Origin of the sequence: Streptomyces coelicoflavus (genome assembly GCF_003112555.1) — a bacterium.
GTDB classification, from domain to species: Bacteria; Actinomycetota; Actinomycetes; order Streptomycetales; family Streptomycetaceae; genus Streptomyces; species Streptomyces coelicoflavus.
In genome coordinates, this window is sequence record NZ_BEWB01000002.1 from 280,036 (window position 1) to 299,606 (window position 19,571).

At 75.9% G+C, this 19,571-nt stretch carries 20 protein-coding genes; 10 read left to right on the forward strand and 10 right to left on the reverse strand.

All coding sequences use genetic code 11. The features are described 5' to 3' along the window. Positions 1-141 precede the first annotated feature (141 nt). Both chpD and chpA read left to right on the forward strand, forming a co-directional pair. A complete protein-coding gene (gene chpD / locus Sco07f_RS01530) occupies positions 142-369 on the forward strand; it encodes a chaplin ChpD (protein ID WP_042822298.1) in 228 nt (75 codons plus the stop codon). A gap of 145 nt (positions 370-514) precedes the next feature. Beyond that, positions 515-1,306 carry an LAXTG-anchored chaplin ChpA gene (chpA, locus tag Sco07f_RS01535; RefSeq protein WP_042822296.1) on the forward strand — a complete coding sequence of 264 codons (792 nt, stop codon included), beginning with the start codon at positions 515-517 and terminating at the stop codon, positions 1,304-1,306. A gap of 98 nt (positions 1,307-1,404) precedes the next feature. Here the strand turns inward: chpA and Sco07f_RS01540 are convergent, their stop codons facing one another. After that, positions 1,405-2,754: a carboxylate--amine ligase gene (locus tag Sco07f_RS01540; RefSeq protein WP_108986724.1), complete on the reverse strand. Its 1,350-nt coding sequence runs from the start codon at positions 2,752-2,754 to the stop codon at positions 1,405-1,407. A gap of 163 nt (positions 2,755-2,917) precedes the next feature. On the opposite strand from Sco07f_RS01540, the gene Sco07f_RS01545 reads away from it, so the two are divergent. Next, on the forward strand, positions 2,918-4,183 hold the full coding sequence (locus Sco07f_RS01545) for a glycoside hydrolase family 26 protein (protein ID WP_108986725.1): 1,266 nt from the start codon (positions 2,918-2,920) through the stop codon (positions 4,181-4,183). A gap of 37 nt (positions 4,184-4,220) precedes the next feature. Here the strand turns inward: Sco07f_RS01545 and Sco07f_RS01550 are convergent, their stop codons facing one another. From Sco07f_RS01550 to Sco07f_RS01585, 8 genes are read right to left on the reverse strand one after another with little or no spacing between them, the layout of a single operon-like run. Next, positions 4,221-5,372 (reverse strand): GNAT family N-acetyltransferase, encoded by a 1,152-nt coding sequence (locus tag Sco07f_RS01550; RefSeq protein ID WP_108986726.1) that lies wholly within the window; start codon positions 5,370-5,372, stop codon positions 4,221-4,223. Continuing rightward, on the reverse strand, positions 5,369-6,088 hold the full coding sequence (locus tag Sco07f_RS01555; RefSeq protein ID WP_108986727.1) for a YveK family protein: 720 nt from the start codon (positions 6,086-6,088) through the stop codon (positions 5,369-5,371). The genes Sco07f_RS01550 and Sco07f_RS01555 overlap by 4 nt, the downstream gene beginning before the upstream one ends. Beyond that, the gene (locus Sco07f_RS01560) at positions 6,085-7,260 is read right to left on the reverse strand and encodes a glycosyltransferase (protein ID WP_108987063.1); all 1,176 of its coding nucleotides are present in this window, start codon (positions 7,258-7,260) and stop codon (positions 6,085-6,087) included. The genes Sco07f_RS01555 and Sco07f_RS01560 overlap by 4 nt, the downstream gene beginning before the upstream one ends. A gap of 10 nt (positions 7,261-7,270) precedes the next feature. Next, entirely contained in the window at positions 7,271-7,960 is a 690-nt protein-coding gene (locus Sco07f_RS01565) for a polysaccharide deacetylase family protein (RefSeq protein WP_108987064.1), read from the reverse strand. Positions 7,961-8,009: 49 nt separating this feature from the next. Next, entirely contained in the window at positions 8,010-9,809 is a 1,800-nt protein-coding gene (gene murJ, locus Sco07f_RS01570) for a murein biosynthesis integral membrane protein MurJ (RefSeq protein ID WP_439959680.1), read from the reverse strand. Further along, positions 9,806-11,131: an O-antigen ligase family protein gene (locus Sco07f_RS01575; protein ID WP_108986728.1), complete on the reverse strand. Its 1,326-nt coding sequence runs from the start codon at positions 11,129-11,131 to the stop codon at positions 9,806-9,808. Before Sco07f_RS01575 ends, murJ begins: the two co-directional genes overlap by 4 nt. 5 nt (positions 11,132-11,136) lie before the next feature. After that, on the reverse strand, positions 11,137-12,579 hold the full coding sequence (locus tag Sco07f_RS01580) for an exopolysaccharide biosynthesis polyprenyl glycosylphosphotransferase (protein WP_108986729.1): 1,443 nt from the start codon (positions 12,577-12,579) through the stop codon (positions 11,137-11,139). Then, positions 12,576-14,033, reverse strand: a complete 1,458-nt coding sequence (locus Sco07f_RS01585) for a glycosyltransferase (protein ID WP_244941972.1) — start codon at positions 14,031-14,033, stop codon at positions 12,576-12,578. Before Sco07f_RS01585 ends, Sco07f_RS01580 begins: the two co-directional genes overlap by 4 nt. A 299-nt stretch (positions 14,034-14,332) precedes the next feature. On the opposite strand from Sco07f_RS01585, the gene chpG reads away from it, so the two are divergent. The 6 genes from chpG (at position 14,333) to Sco07f_RS01615 (ending at position 18,410) form a co-directional block, all read left to right on the forward strand. Next, on the forward strand, positions 14,333-14,572 hold the full coding sequence (gene chpG / locus Sco07f_RS01590; protein ID WP_007449696.1) for a chaplin ChpG: 240 nt from the start codon (positions 14,333-14,335) through the stop codon (positions 14,570-14,572). Between the two features lie 274 nt (positions 14,573-14,846). Beyond that, a complete protein-coding gene (locus tag Sco07f_RS01595; protein ID WP_108986730.1) occupies positions 14,847-15,614 on the forward strand; it encodes a hypothetical protein in 768 nt (255 codons plus the stop codon). A 223-nt stretch (positions 15,615-15,837) separates the two neighbouring features. Then, positions 15,838-16,140, forward strand: coding sequence for a hypothetical protein (locus Sco07f_RS01600; protein ID WP_007445910.1), 303 nt, complete (start codon positions 15,838-15,840; stop codon positions 16,138-16,140). Between the two features lie 117 nt (positions 16,141-16,257). After that, positions 16,258-16,773: a hypothetical protein gene (locus Sco07f_RS01605; RefSeq protein ID WP_007445911.1), complete on the forward strand. Its 516-nt coding sequence runs from the start codon at positions 16,258-16,260 to the stop codon at positions 16,771-16,773. 331 nt (positions 16,774-17,104) lie between these two features. After that, positions 17,105-17,560 carry a tyrosinase family oxidase copper chaperone gene (locus Sco07f_RS01610; RefSeq protein WP_108987066.1) on the forward strand — a complete coding sequence of 152 codons (456 nt, stop codon included), beginning with the start codon at positions 17,105-17,107 and terminating at the stop codon, positions 17,558-17,560. Beyond that, the gene (locus Sco07f_RS01615) at positions 17,544-18,410 is read left to right on the forward strand and encodes a tyrosinase family protein (protein WP_087790916.1); all 867 of its coding nucleotides are present in this window, start codon (positions 17,544-17,546) and stop codon (positions 18,408-18,410) included. The genes Sco07f_RS01610 and Sco07f_RS01615 overlap by 17 nt, the downstream gene beginning before the upstream one ends. A 62-nt stretch (positions 18,411-18,472) precedes the next feature. Here the strand turns inward: Sco07f_RS01615 and chpF are convergent, their stop codons facing one another. Continuing rightward, on the reverse strand, positions 18,473-18,745 hold the full coding sequence (gene chpF / locus Sco07f_RS01620; protein WP_087790917.1) for a chaplin ChpF: 273 nt from the start codon (positions 18,743-18,745) through the stop codon (positions 18,473-18,475). Between the two features lie 189 nt (positions 18,746-18,934). On the opposite strand from chpF, the gene Sco07f_RS01625 reads away from it, so the two are divergent. Continuing rightward, positions 18,935-19,570 (forward strand): DUF2087 domain-containing protein, encoded by a 636-nt coding sequence (locus tag Sco07f_RS01625; RefSeq protein ID WP_108986731.1) that lies wholly within the window; start codon positions 18,935-18,937, stop codon positions 19,568-19,570. Position 19,571 lies beyond the last annotated feature (1 nt).

Sequence of the window (19,571 nt, forward strand, 5' to 3'; positions counted from 1 at the left end):
TTTCGGGGTGTCATACGTTCGGTAGTTTCTCCGGCCGTCAATTCCTCGTTTGCAGGCTGCAGGTCATGGTGCGAGCCGTCAATGCTGTGCTCGCGCGGTTTCGGCCGTCATTCAGGCATGACCGCAGAGAAGGGAAAGTTCATGAAGAAGAGCGCTGCTGTCGTCGCGGGCGCGATCATGGCCCTCGGCATGGCCTCTCCGGCCTTCGCCGACGCCGGCGCCGAGGGTGCCGCCGTAGGCTCCCCGGGCGTCCTGTCCGGCAACGTCGTCCAGGTCCCCGTGCACGTTCCCGTCAACGTGTGTGGCAACAGCATCAACGTGATCGGTCTGCTGAACCCCGCGTTCGGCAACACGTGCGTGAACGACTGACGTCGTTCCGCACCAGCCGACCGGCTGCGTCGGGGCCGGCCTTGGCCAACTCGTTTGGTTCGGGGCCGGCCTTTCCCCTTTCTGCAGCCCGTCCCCCGGATCGTTCTCCAGCCATCTCTCATCCATCCAGCAGGAAGACAACAGAGTGCGACAGACCCTGAGCAGGGGGATGGTCGCGGCTGCCGCCGCGACGGGCATCCTTTCCCTGTGCGGCAGCCCCGCCCTTGCCGACTCGCATGCGGACGGTGCCGCCACGAACTCGCCGGGCGCAGTGTCCGGCAACGCCCTCCAGGTCCCCGTCGACGTGCCCGTGAACGCCTGCGGCAACACCGTCGACGTGATCGCCGCGCTGAACCCGGCCTTCGGCAACGAGTGCGAGAACGCCTCGGACGAGCAGACCGGCGGCCACGGCGGCGGATACGGCGAGGACACCTCGACGTCGTCCTCGTCGGACGCGTCGGATTCGGCTGCCTCGTCCGGCTCCGGCGCCCACGCGGACGGCGCGACCCACGGTTCGCCCGGCGTCGGCTCCGGCAACACCACGCAGGTCCCGGTCGACGTGCCGGTCAACCTCTGCGGCAACACCGTCGACGTGATCGCCGCGCTGAACCCGGTGTTCGGCAACGAGTGCGAGAACTCCGCGGAGGAGCCCCCCGGCTACGGCGAGGAGGAGCCCCCGCCCCCGACCACGCCCCCGGGCTACGGCGAGGAGGAGCCCCCGCCGCCCACCGACGAGGAGCCGCCGCCCCCCGGTGAGGAGGAGCCCCCGCCGCCCACCGAGGAGGAGCACACCCCGCCGGCTCCGCAGACGGAGCAGCCGCCCGTGCTGGCCGAGACCGGCAGCGAGGGCACGCTGGGTGCCGCGGCCGCGGGTGCCGTGCTGATCGCGGGCGGAGCGATCCTGTACCGCCGGGGCCGGGCCGCCGCCGGGCGCTGACCCCGCCCTGCTCGCCCAGACACCCCGGACACCCCCGACGGTCCCGCACGGACCGCCGGGGGTGTCGTGCTCTTCGCCCCCCGGCGGCCCGTGGCGCGTCAGCGGGTGCCCGCCCGGTCCGCGTCCCGGCGGCCGGTAGGGCACGGGCGGTCCCGGTGGTCCTCGTCCGGGCGGTCGGCGACACCGGTGCGGTCCGCGGCCGGCGGGGAGGCCTGGCGCACGACGCGGGCCCGGGCCTGCGCACCGGCCTGCGGGCGGGCCTCGCTCCGGTGCACGCGGTCCCGCAGCCGGGCGCTCACATGACGGCCCCACAGCGCCCACAGGGCCCTGCCCGGCGCCCGGTCGTCCCGGGCGTACCAGGCCAGCTCCCGGCCCCCGCGCCCCTCACGGGCCGGACGCAGCGCGCTCAGCGGCGCGTAGTTCTCCACCACGAACACCCGCCCCGGCCGCGGCGCCCCCTCCGGCAGCGGACGGTGGGTCAGGTCCAGGTGCAGGGCCCGTACGACGTCCAGCCCCGCGGTGTCGGCGAAGAGCCGGAACTGGGCGCCGGGACGCGGGTTGAAGTCGAGCAGGTGATAGCGGCCGGTCGTGCCGCAGCGGCGGAAGTCGAGGTCGAGGACGCCCCGGTAGCCCAGCTCGGCGACGATCCGCCCGGCGAGCGCCCGCACCTCGGGGTTCGGCGTCCAGCGGCCCACCGCCGTCAGACCCGCGCCGCGCGGCCTGGCCCGGGTCTTGCGGCCGGCACCGCCCGCCCGGACCGCGCCCGAGCGGTCCGCGTACCCGTGGAAGAACCAGTCCCGGTCGGGGCCCGGCGGCAGGAACGCCTGGAGCAGCAGCCGGCTGCCCGCCTCCTCCGCCCGCCGGTACAGCTCCCCGGCCTCCCATGCCGAGCGCACCAGCACCGTGCTGCGCAGCCCGCCGCCCGGCGGCACCAGCCAGGGCCGGCTCCACTTCGCCACCACCGGCAGCCCCAGCCGCCACGCCGCGCGCGCCGCCTCCGCCGCGCCGTCGGGGACGACGGTCTCGGGGTGCGGGAGGTCCAGGGACGCGCACACGCCGGCCAGCTCCGCCTTGTCGGCCACGCGCTCCGCGAGCCCGCCCGGCTGGTCCGGCAGCAGGAACGCGGGCGCCAGTTCCGCTCGCGCCCGGCCCACCGCCACGGCACACGCGTCGTCCATCGGGATGAGCACGGCGGGGCGGGCGATCCGCGCGGCGACGCGGCGCAGGACCACCGCGATCTCGGCGGGCGACGCGCCGGGCGGCGGCGGGGTGTGCAGCCCGCTCAGATAGCGGGAGGCGCCGACCGGGCTTCCGGCGCAGTCGGCGACCACGTGCACGTCCACGCTCGCGCGGCCGAGGGAACGCACGGCACCCAGTGTTCCGTGGTGAAAGGGATTCCGGTCGGTCCGCAGCACTACGGCGGGGACACGGGTGTCGAGCAGCGACACGGGAGACATCCTTCGGATTCGGGCTGGTTCGAGCGAGTACCGGGGTGATTCACCGGTGCGGGCGATCGACGCACTCGAACGCCGTAACGGCGGTGGCGTGATGGCATTTCATATGACTGAGTGTCAGTAACGGAGACCGGACCAACGATCTAAGGAGGCCGGCATGGCCGTACGGCAGTCACGGGCCCGCTCCGGGCGGCGGCCGGCGCACGCCGCCGCGGTGGCGGCGATCGCGGCGGCGGCCTTCCTGGCCGCGGGCCCCGGTGCGGCCGCCGGCGAACCGGCCGCACCCGCAACCGAACCGGCCGCACCCGCGCCCGAACCCGGTCCGGAGGCCGCGCCCGCGCCCGAGCCCGGCCCCGAAGCCGCCCCCGCCTTCGGCGCGTACCTGGACTACGGCCCGCGCGGCGTGGCCCGGATGGCCGCGCTGAGCCACTGGCTGGGCGGCGCGGAACTGCGCGTCGGCCACACCTACCTGCCCGGCGACCGCTGGAGCAACATCGAGGGCGCCCCCGGCTTCCTCGACGTGTGGGCCGACTGGCGCACCCGCAAGGCCGACCGGATGCTCGTCCTCAACGTGCCCATGATGGAACGCAACGAGGAGCACGTCGACGACGACGAGGTGCGCGAACTGTTGCGCCAGGGCGCCGCCGGACGCTTCGACCACCACTTCCGCGCCCTCGCCGAACGCCTCGTCGCGCTCAAGGTGCCGGACACGGTCCTGGTGCTCGGCTGGGAGATGAACGGCACCACCTACACCCACCGCTGCGGACCCGACCCCGAGGCCTGGAAGACGTACTGGAACCGCATCGTCACCACCATGCGCGCGGTGCCCGGCCAGAAGTTCCGGTTCGACTTCGCGCCCAGCCGCGGCCGGGACGCCGTGCCCTGGACGCGGTGCTACCCCGGGGACGACACCGTCGACATCATCGGCATGGACTCCTACGACCAGCCGCGCGGCATGACGTTCGACGAACAGGTGAAGGAGCCCTACGGACTCCAGGCGCACGTGGACTTCGCGAAGGCGCACGGCAAGCCCGTCTCCTACCCGGAGTGGGGGCTGTTCCGCAACGGCGACAACGCCGCGTACATGCGGGGCATGCTCGCCTGGATGGACGAGCACAAGCCCGTCTACAACACGGTCACCGACTACTGCCCGCACGGCGTCTGGCAGTGCGACGACAACCCCCGCTCCACCGCCGTCTACCGGTCGGTGCTCTTCGGCCGCACCGACGAGACGGAACCGACGGTCCCGGAGCCCGGTACGTCCACCCCGCCCGCGCCCACCGCACCACCGGTGCCCCCGGTGCCGTCCACCGCGCCCGAGTCGCCGGCCGACTGCTCGCCGCTGGAACTGGGCGACTGGGTGGAGCACTGGCTCGGCGGGAAGCTGTGCCTGCGCCTGGACTGGTACTCGCGCGAGAAGTAGGGGCGCGCGGAGGGTGCCACGGCGGTGGCGGGCCCGGTCAGGTGCCGCCACCGTCGTGCTCCCTCCGCTCCTCCCGCCGCCGCAGCAGGTCCTTGCCCCGCCGTCGTGCCGCCGCATCGCACAGCGCCGCCGCGAGCAGCGGGGCCGTGCGGCGGCGGGCCAGCAGCAGCCGCTGGTTCGGCACCGGCTCCGGGCACCAGCGGTGCTTGTACGGCTCGTCGCCCCGCAGCAGGCTCAGCGTGCCGCGCCCCGGCGCGCGGGCGTACGAGGCGCACGCGTCCAGCAGCATCACCGCCACGTCCGCCTTCCGTTCCCGCAGCCGGGGATGCGCGCCGTAGAGGTAGCCGCCGGCCAGCCGCGGCGACAGCAGCGTCACGTCCACGGCCACCACCTCGTCGGCCATCCGGAACTCGGTGACCACCGCGTCCCCGGACCGCACCATCGGGCCCACCGCCCGCACCAGGTGCTCGCGGAACCGGGGGAGCAGGTGCTCGCCGGTCACCTTCCGCCCCCGCCACTGCAACCGGTGCAGTTCGAGGAGGCGCCGCACCGCCGCGTCCGCCTCGTCGGGCAGGACGGGCCGGCTCTTGACGCCGAGCGCGTCCAGCCGGCGCAGCTGGGCGCGGACCCGCTGCCGGGCCTTGGCCGAGGGCAGCCGGGCGACCAGCCCGTCCAGTGGGAGGGCGGGCAGTTCCAGGCAGAGCGAGTCGTCCAGCCGGCGCCGGGGCCCGCGCCAGCGTGCGTAGACCCGTTCGGCGGCGGCGCCCGGCCGCACCTCGCGCAGGTCGACCAGCGCGGTGCGGGCCGCCGCTGCCAGGCCCGTGGTGAGCGCGGCCACGGCGTCCGGGCCGCGCCCGTCGTCCAGCAGGACGTCCGCGTAGTCCGAGATCGCCCCGCCCAGCGGCACCAGCGCCGGCACCGGACGCCGTACGAGCATCAGCGGCGCGGCGGCGACCAGTTCGCGGCCGTCGCGGGCCAGTACCAGCCGCAGCCGTCCGGGCGAGCCGTACGAACGCCACCAGGAGCGGAGCCAGGCGTGGCTCTGGAACGGCGTGGCGGTGGCACATCTGCCGTACAGCCGCCGCCACTCGGAGGCCAGGCCCGCGAAGACGCGCTCGTCGGTGACCAGTTCGATCGTGTGGCCGGGCGGGAGCGGACCCGGGTGGTGCGGGGGCCCCGGCCGGGTCACAGCTGTCCGCGGCCGTCGGCGGCCGACGCCGGTCCGGGTACGGCCGCCGGCGTGCGTCCGGGCTCCCGGCCGGAGCGGCGCGGCCGGACGAGCAGGGCGAGGCCGCCGAGGAGACCGCCCGCGCTCGCGCCCACCAGGCCCGTCACGGCGGCGGACGGCGAGGACGACTCCGTGGGCTCGGTGGCCCGGGCGAACTGCCGCAGCTCCACATGGGTGTCGTCGGCGGCGGCGTCCGCGTGCTTGGTCAGGGCGCGGGCGACCGCGTTGGCCATGTCGGCGGCCTCCTCCGGGTCGGCGGAGGTGGCCGTCACCGAGACCATCGGCGCGTCCGGCGAGGTGGCGGTGCGCACACTCCGCTCCAGGTCCGCCACCGGCACGTGGGCCCACATCTGCGCGTCCCCGAGCACCGCGAGCTGGGTGGCGACCCGGCCGTAGGCCTGCGCGAAGCCCAGCGCGGACGCGGGGTCGGACTGGTCGGAGGGCACGGCGACGACGTAACTCGTCGCCGTGTACTGCGGGGTGACGACCAGGCCGTACCCGGCGCCGAGCAGGCCGCCGGCGAGGACGCCGGCCGCCAGTGCCGACCAGGGCGGCAGGGAACGCAGGCGGCCCGGTACACGGCGCAGGGCCCTCCTGGCGCGCTCCCGGCGGGCGGGTGCGGGGGCCTCGGGGGCCGTCGCGGGCTGGGCCGGGGACTGGGTGAGGGGCTCGGTCATGCGGAACTGACTCCCTGGGACGCCGGGGAAGGGGACGGGGGCAGCGGTTGCGCGAGAGTGGTCGCGTACACGTCCATCAGCCGGGCGGCGCTGCGGGTGACGCAGTAGTGGCGGGCCGCCTCGGACGCGCCGCGCATGCCCGGGACCGGGCCGCCGGAGGCGCGGGTCTCGGCGAGGGCACGCGCGAACTCCCCGGCGCCGCCGCCGTCGACGCGCCGTGCCGTGGGCGCGGCCCCGGGCGGCAGGTCCTCGATCGCCGGGCACGAGGCGTACAGCACCGGCAGCCCGGACGCGAGCCCCTCCACGGCCGCCAGGCCGAAGGCCTCCTCCGGTGACGGCGACGCGAGGACGTCCATCGCGGCGGCGAGCGCGGGCAGGTCGGGGCCGGGGGAGCCGTCGGGCAGGTAGGGGCGTTCGCCGGTGAGCAGGACGCGGTCGGCGACCCCCGCCTCGCGGGCGGTGCGGCGCAGCAGGTGCTCCTCGGGGCCGCCGCCGACCAGGAGCAGCCAGCAGTCCGGCGGCAGCAGGGCCAGGGCGCGCACCAGGACGTCGAAGCGCTTGGCCGTCGTCAGCCGGCCGACACCGCCGACGACGTACGCGCCCTCGGGCAGGCCCAGGCGGCGCCGGGTGAGCAGCCGCTGGACCGGGTCGAAGCGGAAGCGGGCCAGGTCGATGCCGTTGGGGACGACCTCGATGCGGGGCGCGGGCACGCCCCAGCGGCGCAGCCGGTCGGCGACGGTGGAGGAGACGGCGACCGTGGCACTGCCGAGACGCTCACCGGTCAGGTACAGGGCGCGGACGCCCGGGGTGAGCGGGCGGCCCTCCATCTGGGAGTCGCCGAGGGAGTGCTCGGTGGCGACGACCGCGCGCACCCCGGCCAGGCGGGCGGCGACACGGCCGTAGAGGCAGGCGCGGTAGAGGTGGGTGTGGACGAGGTCGTAGCCGCCGGTGCGGATGAGGCGGGCCAGCCGGGGCAGTGCGGCCAGGTCGCGGTTGCCGGTCATGCCGAGGTGGACGACCTTGACGCCGTCGGCCAGCAGCCCCTCGGCGACCGGTCCGGGGTTGGTGAGCGTCACGACGTCGCAGTCCACGGGGAGGTGCCGCAGCAGCAGCCGCAGTTGCTGCTCGGCGCCGCCGACGCCGAGACCGGTGATGATGTGCAGGGCCTTCACGTCCGCCACCTCACACCCCCGCCGCGGCCCGGCGGCGCAGGCGGTGCAGCCGGGTCTTCAACAGCAGCCGTACGGGGGTGTCCCGCTGGCCCACGTGCACGCGGGGCAGCGCGTACGGGCCGGTCAGCGGGCCGGGGTCGATGGCGCAGGCGTAGCCGTACCCGGCGGCGCGCACCGCGTCGGCAGCGCGGGCGTCGACGGTGCCGTACGGGTAGCAGAAGCCGGTGACCTCAGTGCCGGTCAACTCGGCGAGCCTGGCCCTGCTCCCGGCGGTCTCGGCGGTCAGCGTGGCGTCGTCCGCCGCGGTGAGGTCGACGTGGGTGAGACCGTGCGAGCCGATCTCGACGCCCTCGGCGGCGGCGCGGCGGATGCCGTCGGCGGTCAGCAGCGGCTTGCGCGGGCCCAGCGGGTCCCAGGCGTTGTCGCCGCCGAGCCGTCCCGGCAGGACGAACAGGGTCGCCCCGCAGCCCCAGCGGCGCAGGCACGGCAGCGCGTGCTCGACGAAGTCGGCGTACCCGTCGTCGAAGGTCAGCCCCACCAGGTCCCGTCCGCCACCCCGGGCGCGGGCCGCCAGCAGCTCGGCGACCGGCACGCCGCGCAGCCCGCGCCGCCGCAGCCAGCCCAGCTGCGCGTCCAGCCGGCCGGGCGTGACGGTGATGCGGTACGGGTCGTCCGAGCAGTCGCCGACGGAGTGGTACATCGCGACCCAGGGGGCGGGCGCCGGGCCGGTGCCGGTACCCGGGCGCGGGTCAGCGGTCGGCGCGGAAGGGGAACCGGAAGCGGGAACGGCCATGCGGGTGCCTTTGTGTGACGGAGCGGGGGGAAGGGGGACGGACGGGGCGGACCGTCCGCAAAACGGTGCCGGGGACGCCCCGGACGCCCAGGACCAGGCAGAGGAGGGCGAAGACACCGCCGACGGTCGCGGCGCCCACGGCCAGCGAGACGGCGGCACCGGCACCGGTGACCCGGTCGGCGGCCAGCGCGCCCGCACCGGTCGCCACGGCCGCCGCCGGCACCGCCCGGCCCAGGTCGCCCAGGACCCGCCGGAGACGCACCGGCACGCTGCGCGGGCCCATCCCGGCGAGCAGCAGGGCGGCGGTGACGGTGATGCCGGCGGCGTTGGCGGCGGCGATGCCGCTCACCCCCCACGGGCCGACCGCCGAGGCGCCGGCGACGGCGGTGGCGACGACACCGACGGCCATCGCCCCGAGCGGGTACCAGGAGGCGCGGCCCGCCGAGAAGTAGGAGCGGGCCAGCGCGCCCACCACGGTCTGGCCGAGCAGCCCGAGCGCGTACACGCGCATGACCCCGGCGGTCGCCGCCGTGTCGGCCGCCGTGAACGCGCCGCGCTGGAAGAGCAGCTGGACGATCTGCGGTGCGCAGGCGACGACGGTGGCCGCGCCGAGCAGCACCAGGCAGGCCGCCAGCGCCACGTCCCGCTCGACCCGGTCCCGGGCCCGTTCCGTGTCGCCGTCGGCCAGCGCGCGGGCCACCACCGGGAAGGTGACCGTGCACAGCATCAGCGACAGCGTCATCGGGATCTGCGCCACCTTCTGCGCGTAGTTCAGGTGCGAGATGGCCCCGGAGGGGAGCCCGGAGGCCAGGAAGCGCTCGATGAGGACCTGCGACTGCCGGCACAGCGCGAAGAGCAGCACGGTGGCGAACAGGGCGACGGCGAGCGGCCGGGCGGCGTCGTCCGCCACCACCGAGGGCCGCTCGCCTTCGTGACGCTTCAACCGCCGGAGCAGCGAAGGCAGTTGAGCCGCCACCATCAGGACCCCGCCCACCGCGACCCCGGCCGCCGCCGAGCGCACCCCCCAGCGGCCGCCCAGCACGAACATCACCGCGACGATGCCGGTGTTGTAGGCGACGTAGATCGCCGCCGGAGCCAGGAACCGCCGGTGCGCCCGCAGCGCGGCGCTGCAGTACCCGGCGAGCCCGAAGGTGACGACGCAGGTGGCGGTGAGCCGGGTGCAGTCCACGGCGAGGGCGTGGTCGGGCAGCCCCGGCGCCAGGGCCCGCACCAGCACCGGCGCGGCGACGGCGACCAGCGCACCGGCCGCCGTGAACGCGAGGGCCAGCCCGGGCAGGGTCGAGGCGACCAGCGCGCGCACCGGGTCCCCGGTCGCGCCCCGCGCGCGGCGGGCCAGGGCCAGGCTGAACATCGGCACCAGCGCGAAGGCCAGCCCGTCCTCGATGAGCAGCGTCGCCGCGAACTCCGGCACCGTCCACGCCACCAGGAACGCGTCCGTCTCGCCGCCGGCCCCGAACAACCGCGCCAGCGCCTGGTCCCGCACCAGCCCGAGCACCGACCCGGCCACCGAGAGCACGGCGGTGACCAACGCGGCCCGCGCCAGGAAGCGCCCCGAGGACCGGGCCTCGGCGGTCGGTGCGGTCTCCGGGTGCGGCGGGAAGGTCGCGGAGCCGGAGTCCCGCGCGGCGGCCGCGGTCGGTGGGGCGACAGCCTTGCCCGCGGCGCCGGCACCGCCTCCGTCCGCGCCGTGACGCGCGCCCGTTCCGTCCGCCGTGTGCGGCGAGGTCGTCGTCACCGCTCCGGTACCTCAGGCCCGGCGGAGGCCAGGGCCCACCAGGCCGCCAGGCCGAAGCACACCGCCGTGAGGACGGTCGAGGGTCCGCCGATGTCGGCGTACGCGAAGTCGGTCAGCTGCCAGACCAGCAGCCCGCAGGCGACGAACGCGCAGTCCGGCACCGTCCCCCGCTCCCGCCGTACGGCGCGCAGCCTGCGCAGGCCCAGCACGAGCAGCGCCAGCCAGCTCCCGGCGAGCGCCAGCAGCCCGATCAGCCCCTGCTCGGCCAGCACCAGCAGATACATGTTGTGCGGGGACAGCAACGGCTGCCTGCGGTACCCGGCCCCCGCGCCGTCGGTCTCGCTGCCCGACGACAGCGCCAACGAGGCGTGCGCGTCCCGGTGTTCGGGAAAGCCCTTCAGCCCGACGCCGGTCAGCGGCCGCTCCCGCCACATGCCGGCCGCCGCCGCCCACATCGTGTAGCGGTCGGTCACCGACTGGTCGGGGGCGTCGGTGACCTGCGTGATGCTGCCGACCCGCTCCTGGAGCATCGCCGTACCGACCCCGAAGCCGCCCACCAGCACCACCGCCGCCGCGACCACGGCCGCCCCCACCGCCAGCGCCCTGCGCACCCCCGCGAGCAGCAGCTGCACCGCGCACGTCACCGCCGTCGCGATCCACGCCCCGCGGCTGAACGACAGGGCCAGCGGCAGCAGCAGGGCGAGCGCGCACCCGGCGGCGAGCAGCCGGTGCCGCACCGGCGTCCGGCCCAGCGCCAGCCCGGCAGCGCAGACCAGCCCCAGCGACACCACGGTCGCCATCCCCATCACGTCCTGCGGCCCGAAGGTGCCCACCGCCCGGATCGGCTCCCCCTGGTAGGAGGCTCCGGTCCCGGTGACGTACTGGTGCACGCCGACCGCCCCCTGCCACAGCGCCAGCCCCACCATCGACCAGGTGAGCAGCCGCACGTCGGCCCGGTCGCGGACCAGCAGCAGCACGGCGGCGGGGACGAGGACGAAGACCTGGAGATAGCGGCCGAGTCCGGTGAGCCCGGCCCCCGGAGAGAGGGCCCCTGCCGCCGCGACGGCCAGGCCGAGCACGGGCAGGCCGAGGACCACGGCCGCCGTGCGGGACAGGGGGCGCCGCCGGTCCCGTACCAGCCGCAGCGCGCAGTACAGCACCGCCAGCGCCGAGACCGCGTCGGCCGGGTGCGCGCCGCCCCCGCCGTCCGGGCCGAGGGGCAGCGCGAGCAGTGCCACGACGGCGACCACGGCCAGTACGGGCGGCAGCCGCCGTACACGCGCCGCCGGCCGGGAGGGCAGGACGGACAGGGCGTGGGCCACCCGGGTCAGCTCCCCGTGGGCCGCACGAGCGCGGCGGCCGTGCGCAGCAGGATGCACACGTCCCGCCACAGCGACCAGTCGTCGATGTACGCGTTGTCGAAGCGGGCCCGGTCCTCGATGGAGGTGTCGCCGCGCAGCCCGTTGATCTGGGCGAGGCCCGTGATCCCGGCCGGCATCCGGTGGCGGGCGGCGTAACCGGGGTAGGCCTGGCTGAACCGGGCGACGAAGTACGGGCGTTCGGGACGCGGGCCGACCAGGCTCATGTCGCCCCGGAAGACGTTCCACAGCTGGAGCAGCTCGTCCAGCGAGGTGCGGCGCAGGAAGCGGCAGAACCACGGCATCCGGTGCTCGTCCGCCACGCTCCACCGGGTCGCCGCCTCGTGCTCGTCGGCCGGGCGGTGCGTGCGGAACTTCAGCAGCGTGAACGGCCTGCCGCCCTGCCCGACGCGCTCCTGCCGGAACAGCACCCCGGGACCGCCCACCACCCTCAGGACCGCCGCGCAGGCCAGCAGCAAGGGGCTCAGCAGCAGCAACAGCACGCCGGACACCAGCACGTCCAGCACTCGCTTGCCCGTGCCGCCCGGCCGTCGGGGCGCCGGTTCCAGACGCCGGCAGCGGAAGGCGGCGATCCGGTCCCCGGCCGCGTACCGGGGGGCCGGGGCGGCGGTCTCGGCGTCGAGCTCCCACACCGTGCAGCCCGACTCGGCCAGCGCCCGCAGCAACGCCGCCTGCCGGGGCCGCGGGGACGGGTCCACGGCCAGGACGTCCCGGACGCCGTTCTGCACGACCGCCCGCCGCACCTCCTCGCCCGTGGACAGCACGGGCAGACCCGCGGTGCCGCCCGGGTCGTCGGTGACGATCCCGACGGGGCGCATCCCGCAGCGCGGGTGGCGCAGCAGCGCCGAGGCCACGCGCTGCGCGGTCACGGCGGGCCCGACGACGAGGGCGGCGCGGGGGTGGTTCAGCAGCGCCGTACGGTGCCGGTGGTGCACGGCGGCCCGGCCGGCGCAGCCCGTCACGGCGTGCAGCAGGAAACCCGCGGCCAGGGTGTGCGCGGGGAGCACGTGCGCGGGGGCGTACGCCGCGACGAGCGCCGCCAGCACCAGCCACACCACCGCGATCCGGCCGCACAGGGCGGGCAGCTCGTCCAGCGCGCCGGACGGCCGCCGGTCCGGACGCGGACGCGGGCGCAGCAGCAGCGAGGCGGCCACCAGCAGCGCCGCGAGCAGCGGCCGGTGCGGGACACCGGTGAGGACCAGCGAGCCCGGCAGGGCGGCCGTGCCGTCCGCGACGAGCAACGGCAACGGCGAGCCCGGCCGCGGTGCGGGAGGCCCGGCGGGCAGCCGGTGGCTCCCGGTGCCGTCGCGCCGCGGCAGCACCGCGACGGGGGTGGAGCCGAGGTCGCGCGACTGGCCGGCGGGGGAGGGAACGGTGCTTTCCGCGGTCACGGGTGGATGGACTCCCTGCACTCGATGGGGAGAGGGCGCGCAACGGCGGGCGGGCCGGCGCTCCTGCCGGTGCCGCCGACGGCGACGCCGGGGTGCGCCGGGGCCGTGGGCCGCACGTCGGCGGTGGGCCGTGCGTCGAGGGCAGGCCGTACGCCGACGGTGGGGCGTGTGTCGGCGGTGGGGCATGCGTCGACGGCGGGGCGTGTGTCGGCGGCGGGGCGTGCGTCGGCGGCGGGTGCCACGTCGGCCAAGAGACCGTCGGCCAAGAGACCGTCGGCCAGGAGGCCGTCGTAAAGGGCCGCGACCGCCGCGGCCGTGCGCCGTACGTCGTGCGCGGACCGGACGTGCGCGCGCCCCCGGCGGCCGAGCGACGCGCGCAGCGGCGCGTCGAGCAGCAGCGCGGCGACGGCGCCGGCCAGGGCCGCCGGATCCGCGGGCGGTACCAGGCAGTGCGGGACGAGAGCGGGCGGCAGGCCCTCGCGGGCGCCGTCCACGTCGGTCACCACCACGGGCCGGCCGCACGCCATCGCCTCCAGCGGGGCCAGCGCCATGCCCTCCCAGCGCGACGGCAGGACGACCAGGTCGGCGGCCCGGTACCAGGCGGTGGCGTCGGCGACGGTCCCCGCGAAGACCACGGAGGCCGGGGCCCGTGCGGCCAGCCGGGCGCGGTCCGGGCCGTCGCCGACGAGCACCAGCCGGGCGCCGGGCACCCGGGCCCGCACCGTTTCCCACGCGCTCAGCAGCAGGTCCTGCCCCTTCTGCCGGCACAGGCGCCCCACGCAGACCGCCAACGGCGCGTCCGGACCGATGCCGTGCCGCAGCCGTACGCCGCCGGGATCGCCGGGGTCGCCGGGGTCGCTGGAATCGCCCGGCCCGGCCGGGTCCTCGGGGGCTTCCCCGGGCGCGTCGGTGTCGAAGCGGGTGAGGTCGATGCCGTTCGGGACCACGGACCAGGGTCCGCGCAGCCCCGCCCGCACACCCCGCAGCCGTTCCGCCTCGCTCACGCACACCGTCCGCGCGGCCCACCGCGCCGCCCACCGCTCCCAGCCGAGCGCGAGGAGCCCGGCGGCACCGCCGACCGCCTCGAACGACCAGGCGTGCGGCTGGAACACGGTCGGGATCCGGCCCCGTACGGCGAGCCGCCCCGCGAGACCGGCCTTCGCGCTGTGCGCGTGCACCAGGTCGGGCCGCACGTTTTCGAGCACGCGGACGAGCCGCCGCACCTCCGGCACCAGCGCCGGGCCCGGCGAACGCGTCGCGGGCCAGTTCCGCACATCGGCGCCCAGGGAACGCAGCCGGTCGGCGAGGCTCCCGTCGGGACAGGCGACCACGACGCGCATCCCGGCGGCCAGCTGAGCGCGCGTCAGGTCCGTCACCACCCGGGCGACCCCGCCGTCCACCGGTTGGGTGAGGTGCAGAACCCGTGGCCGTAAGCCGGTCGGTGGCAGGTGCATGCGCGTTTCCTCGCTCACGGGGAATGCTCGGTACGGGCGGGTGCGCGCCCGGCCGCGGGCGCCGGCCGCGACGCGGCATACGGGTGCGTCGAAACGGTCGAAACGGGTGCGTCGAATGGTGTGGGACTCTAGCTGCTATCCGTACTAATACGGCGAAACCGGGTAAGTGTGTTGGATTTGTGAATGCCGGCCTTTCGCGAGATCACCCCTTTGGCGGCACAACTCGGGCGCGCGCCACGCGTTGACACTGCGCCGGGCAGCCGCCCGGATGTGTGTACAACCCCAAGGAGCACTTCTCCATGTCGCGTATCGCGAAGGGCCTGGCCCTGACCTCCGTCGCCGCCGCCGCGGTGGCGGGCACCGCCGGTGTCGCCGCCGCCGACAGCGGCGCGCAGGCCGCCGCCGCCCACTCCCCGGGCGTTCTGTCCGGCAACGTGGTGCAGGTCCCGGTCCACATCCCGGTCAACGTCTGCGGTAACACCATCGACGTCATCGGCCTGCTGAACCCGGCGTTCGGCAACGAGTGCGAGAACGACTGACGTCGACTGGCAACTCCCCGCACCGGCCGTCCGCACCGCGGTTCCTCCGCGAGCGGGCGGCCGGTTCGCGTTGCCGCGCGGACGGCGGTGTGCTGCCCCGAATGGGGGGACCGGGCCGGGACACGGCGCACGGACCTTGACAGGGTGTCTCAGCAGGTAAGACGCCGCACGCGGGGAGAGCGGGCGGACCGGCAGGGTCACCGCTCGGTTGCAGAGCGCCAAGGGCACTTCCACGGTGGGCACAACATCCGACGCACCACCGAAAGGAACCCCCATGCGTCTGCCCGCACGGCGAATCGCCACCTCCACTCTCTGCGCCGGCCTGCTGATCGGCCTCTCCGGTCCGGCGGTGATGGCGGCCGACGGCGACCCGGCCCGGGAGCGCACCCACGCGGCGTCCCACGCCCCCCTCCCCGACGCCGACGAACTGCAGAGCCAGGTCGCCGGCCTGGCCGAGCTGGGCGGGGTGCTCACGCCGGTCACCGACATGCTCACCGCCGTCCTCAAGGCCGACAACGGCCAACTCTCCGCCACGGACGCGGACAAGCTCTCCGCCGCCGTCGAGGACGCCCTCGCCAAGGCGGACGCCGCGGACACGGACGCCGACGACGCGGCGACCACACCCGGCACGACCACCCCGGCCCAGCCGCCGGCCGTGACCGCGCCGGAGGCCGAGGCCGACACCCCGGTCACGTTGCCGGCGCCCGTGACGCTGCCGGCGCCCGTCACGGCGCAGAGCGACGACGGCACCGCGGCGGCCTCCGACCTGTCCGCGGCCGCGGAGGCCGAGCTGCAGAAGCAGATCGACGCCCTGGTCAAGGCCACCACCTCCGGTACCGCCGAACAGGTGAGCCCGGCCGTCAAGGACGTGATGACCGGCATCGTCAACGTCGTCGCCGCCACGCTGGTGGGCAACGGGCTGCCCGCCGCGGACCTGGCCGGCCTGCCCGGCGTCCCCACCGCGCCCGAGGCCACGACCCCCGAGGCGACCACCCCGGAAGCCGCCGCGCCAGCGAACCCGCTGCCGGCCGACCCTTCCTGACGCCGCCCCCTCCCGGGCGTCCCGGGCCGTCGCACCTCCCTCCCCGGAGGCGCGACGGCCCTTTGGTGTGTTGGGTCCCGTGCGCCGGGTCCCGTGCGTCGAGTTCCGTGTCCGGAGATCTCATATGTCTTCCGGACGGCGGAGTTTCCGGGTCCGGCGCAGGTCGTTAAGGAGGGCGTCAGCAATCCCACCGGTGACACGGGTCGCCGAGGAAAGGAACACGATGAAGTCCCTCAAGGCCGCCGCCGTCGTCGCCGGTTCCCTGGTCGCCGCAGGCTCCGCCGTGCCCGCGTTCGCCTACGACGCCGCCGACACCGCCGCTCTCACGCCCACCAGCCTCAACGGTGCCGTGAACGCGCTGACCGCGGAGCCCATCGACATCATGCCGATCAAGCACCAGTCGGACGGGCGGTCCGACGCGCTGGACACCGAGAACAAGGACTCCGTGCTGCACGGCGTGAAGGGCGCGACGACCGAACTGAACTCCGCCGGCGGCCTGCTGGGCGGCCTCCCGCTGGGCGGCTGAGCCACCCCGCTCCCCGCCGCGCTCCTCCTCCCTCCTCCTCCCTTCCCATCCCTCCCCCTCCCTCTCCCGCCTTCCCGAAGCCGTACTCCCGCCTTCTCGAAAGGGACCGTGCCTGTCATGAAGCCGACCACCAGACGAACCCTGGCCGCCGTCGTCACCGGTGTGGCCGCCGCCGTGGGCGCGACCGCAACCCCCGCCGTCGCGGCCCGCGCGATTCCCGTGCCGGTGCCGCTGGACGGCGCGGAGACGGCCCTCGGCATGGAACTGCCCGAGGTGGCCGGCGAGCTGCCCGTGCCGACGGCGGGGGCCCCGGAGGGCCCGCGGTACGTGGAGGGCCGGCTGCTGCCGGAACGCACGCTGCCGCAGCTGCCGGTGCGCGGCGGGCTGCCCGGCGTCGACGTGCGCCAGCCGGTCCCGCACGTCCTCGGCGACGACTTCGACCACGCCGGTGTCGACGCGCCCGCCGCCGAACTGCGGACCCTGGCGCCTGGCCTGTCCCTGGACGCGCCGCTCACCGCGCCGAACCCCGATGCCCTGGGCCTGCCGGCGCCCAAGCTCCCCGAGGTCGGGGTGCTCGCCCCGGTGGTCCAGACGGTGCCGGTGGCCGACCTGGGTGTCGGGCCGGGGTTGTAGGCGCACCGGCCCGAAGCGGCCTCGCCCGGTGGAGCGGCCGTGCTCCGACTGGCCCTGCGGGCGGTGACCGCGAGGCCCGCCCCGCGGTTAGCGGTGCGGACCAACGCAACCGGACGAGGAGTGGGCCATGGCCGTCAACGCGGGCACCAGAACGAACGGCACGGAGGGGGAGCGGCGGCGCGCGGCGCAAGGGGAGGGCGCGACGCGAGGCGGACCGGCGAAGCCTGGGCAGGCGAACCCCGGACCGGCGAACCCCGGACCGGTGAACTCTGGAGCGGCGATCCCCGGAGCGGCGAACCCCGGCCCGGCGTCCGGCACCCGGCGGCAGGTGATGCGGGGGCTGCTCGCCCCGGCGCTCGCCGTCGGCCTGGCGCCCCTGGTCGCCGCCTCCCGGCCCGCCCGGGCCACGGAGGCCGGCGGCACCGGGGACACGGCGGGACCCGCACACCCCGGGCCGCACGCCGCCGGGTCCGCCCCCCTGACCGCCGACAGCACCGCCTTCGACGAGACCTACCGCGGCCGGCGCATCCGGGGCATCCGCTCCGCCGCGGGACGGGCCGTGGGCGCCGGGACCTGGCACGTCACCGTGGACGGCCGCCCGCTGCACCTGATGCGCCGGGCCGACGGCAGCTGGCTGAGCATGATCGATCACTACCGGTCGTACCCCACCCCGCTCGCCGCGGCCCGCGGCGCCGTCGACGAACTCGGCCCCGGCGAGCACCTGCGCGACACCCCGTCCACCGGCCACGACCAGCACCCCGGGGGGCGGCATGGCGTACACGCGTAAGGACGTCAGCACACTGACCCGGAGCGAGAAGCGACGGTTCGTCAACGCGCTGCTGGAGATCAAACGACGCGGGGAGTACGACGAGTTCGTGCGCACCCACATCGAGTACTACGTCTCCGACGGCGAGGACGGACTGCGTACGGCGCACATGGCGCCGTCCTTCCTGCCCTGGCACCGCCGGTTCCTGCTGGACCTGGAGGAGGCGCTGCGCCGGGTCGACTCGTCGGTCACCGTGCCGTACTGGGACTGGACGAAGGACCGCGGCGCCAAGTCGGCGCCCTGGACCGCCGACCTGCTGGGCGGCACCGGACGGCGGTCCGACCACCGGGTCACCACCGGCCCCTTCGCCCACGCCGAGGGCAACTGGACCATCAAGGAGAACGTCACCGACACCGAGTACCTCACCCGGGACCTCGGACGCGCCGGCAACCCCCTCGACCTGCCCTCGAAGAGCGACCTGGAATGGGCGCTGGACGACCCGAAGTACGACACCTCCCCGTACGACTCCACGGTCCGCAAGGGATTCCGCAACAAGCTGGAGGGGTGGGGCACCGGCCGCGGCAGCGTCTCCTGGCGCAACCACAACCGCGTGCACCGCTGGGTCGGCGGGGCCATGGTCGGCGGCGCCTCCGTCAACGACCCGGTGTTCTGGCTGCACCACGCCTTCATCGACCTCCAGTGGTCCCGCTGGCAGGCCCGCCACCGCGGCGCCCGCTACCTGCCCGCCGAGCCGCCCGGCCGGGGCAGCGCACAGCGCGGGCGGATCGTCGCACGGCACGAGAAGCTGCCGCCGTGGGACGTGACGCCGGACGAACTGGAGGACGTCGGCCGGATCTACCGGTACGCCTAGGCGGTGCCCTTACGGCAGGAGCCCCGGCCGGGAAGGCCGGGGCTCCTCGGGTGCCTGGCGACTCAGCCGCCGTAGCCGCCGCTCTTCTCGTCGTCGTCGCCGTTTTCGCAGGCGTTGCCGAAGGCCGGGTTCAGCAGGCCGATCACGTCGATGGTGTTGCCGCAGACGTTGACCGGCACGTGCACCGGGACCTGGACGACGTTGCCGGACAGGACACCGGGCGAGCCGATGGCCGCGCCCTCCGCGCCCGCGTCCGCCATGGCCATGCCGGTGCCGCTGAGCACCACGGCACCGGCGCCGAGGGCGACACCGGCGGCCTTCGCGATGCGAGACATCACGTTCTCCTTCTGACTCGGGGAGCGCGGCGGCAGGACGCGCCGCCGCACTGCCGGTTCAACGCACCCGGTCGCAGCCGGTCACGGGGGGAATGTGCGGATCACCCTTTTTGGACGCTCGGGCCGGTGGGGAGGCGGGCCGTGGAAAACCGTTCCCGTGCGCGCCGGTGCGTCCACTAGCCTCCCGGCATGCCGAATGACCGATCCGACGCGTCCGTCGGGGCTCCCGAGCCGACCGAACCGACCCCGTCCTCCGCGCTTGCCGCGCTGCCCGCCCTCTTCTCCGAGGAGAGCCGGGTGCGGGCCTTCGCGGCCGTCGCGCTGGGCGCGGGCGACGCCGCGCGGGTGGCCCGGGAGGCGGGCCTCTCCGCGAAGGACACGGCCGGTGCGCTGCGCCGGCTGCGCGACCAGGGCGTGGTGACGTCCGGCGACGACGGTGAACTCGTCGTCGCCCACGACCGGTTCCGGGAGCTGGCCCGCGCCGCGCGTCCGGTGCCGTCGGCGGCCGGGTCCTCCGCCGTGGAGGGTGACGACGGCCCGGCGGACATCGTGGTGCGGACCTTCGTCCGGGACGGCCGGCTGGTCCGGCTGCCCGCGCGCTGGACGCGCAAGAAGGTGGTGCTGCGGCACATCGCCGAGCAGACCTTCGCGCCCGGCACGGAGTACCCGGAGCGCACCGTCGACGAGAAGCTGCGCGCCTGGTGCGAGGACGGCGAGGTCGACCATGTGACGCTCCGGGGCCACCTGGTGGACCTCGGTCACCTGCGCCGGAGCGACGGCATCTACTCCCGCCCGGCCGACCCGGCCCGGGCGGGAACCGCCTGAA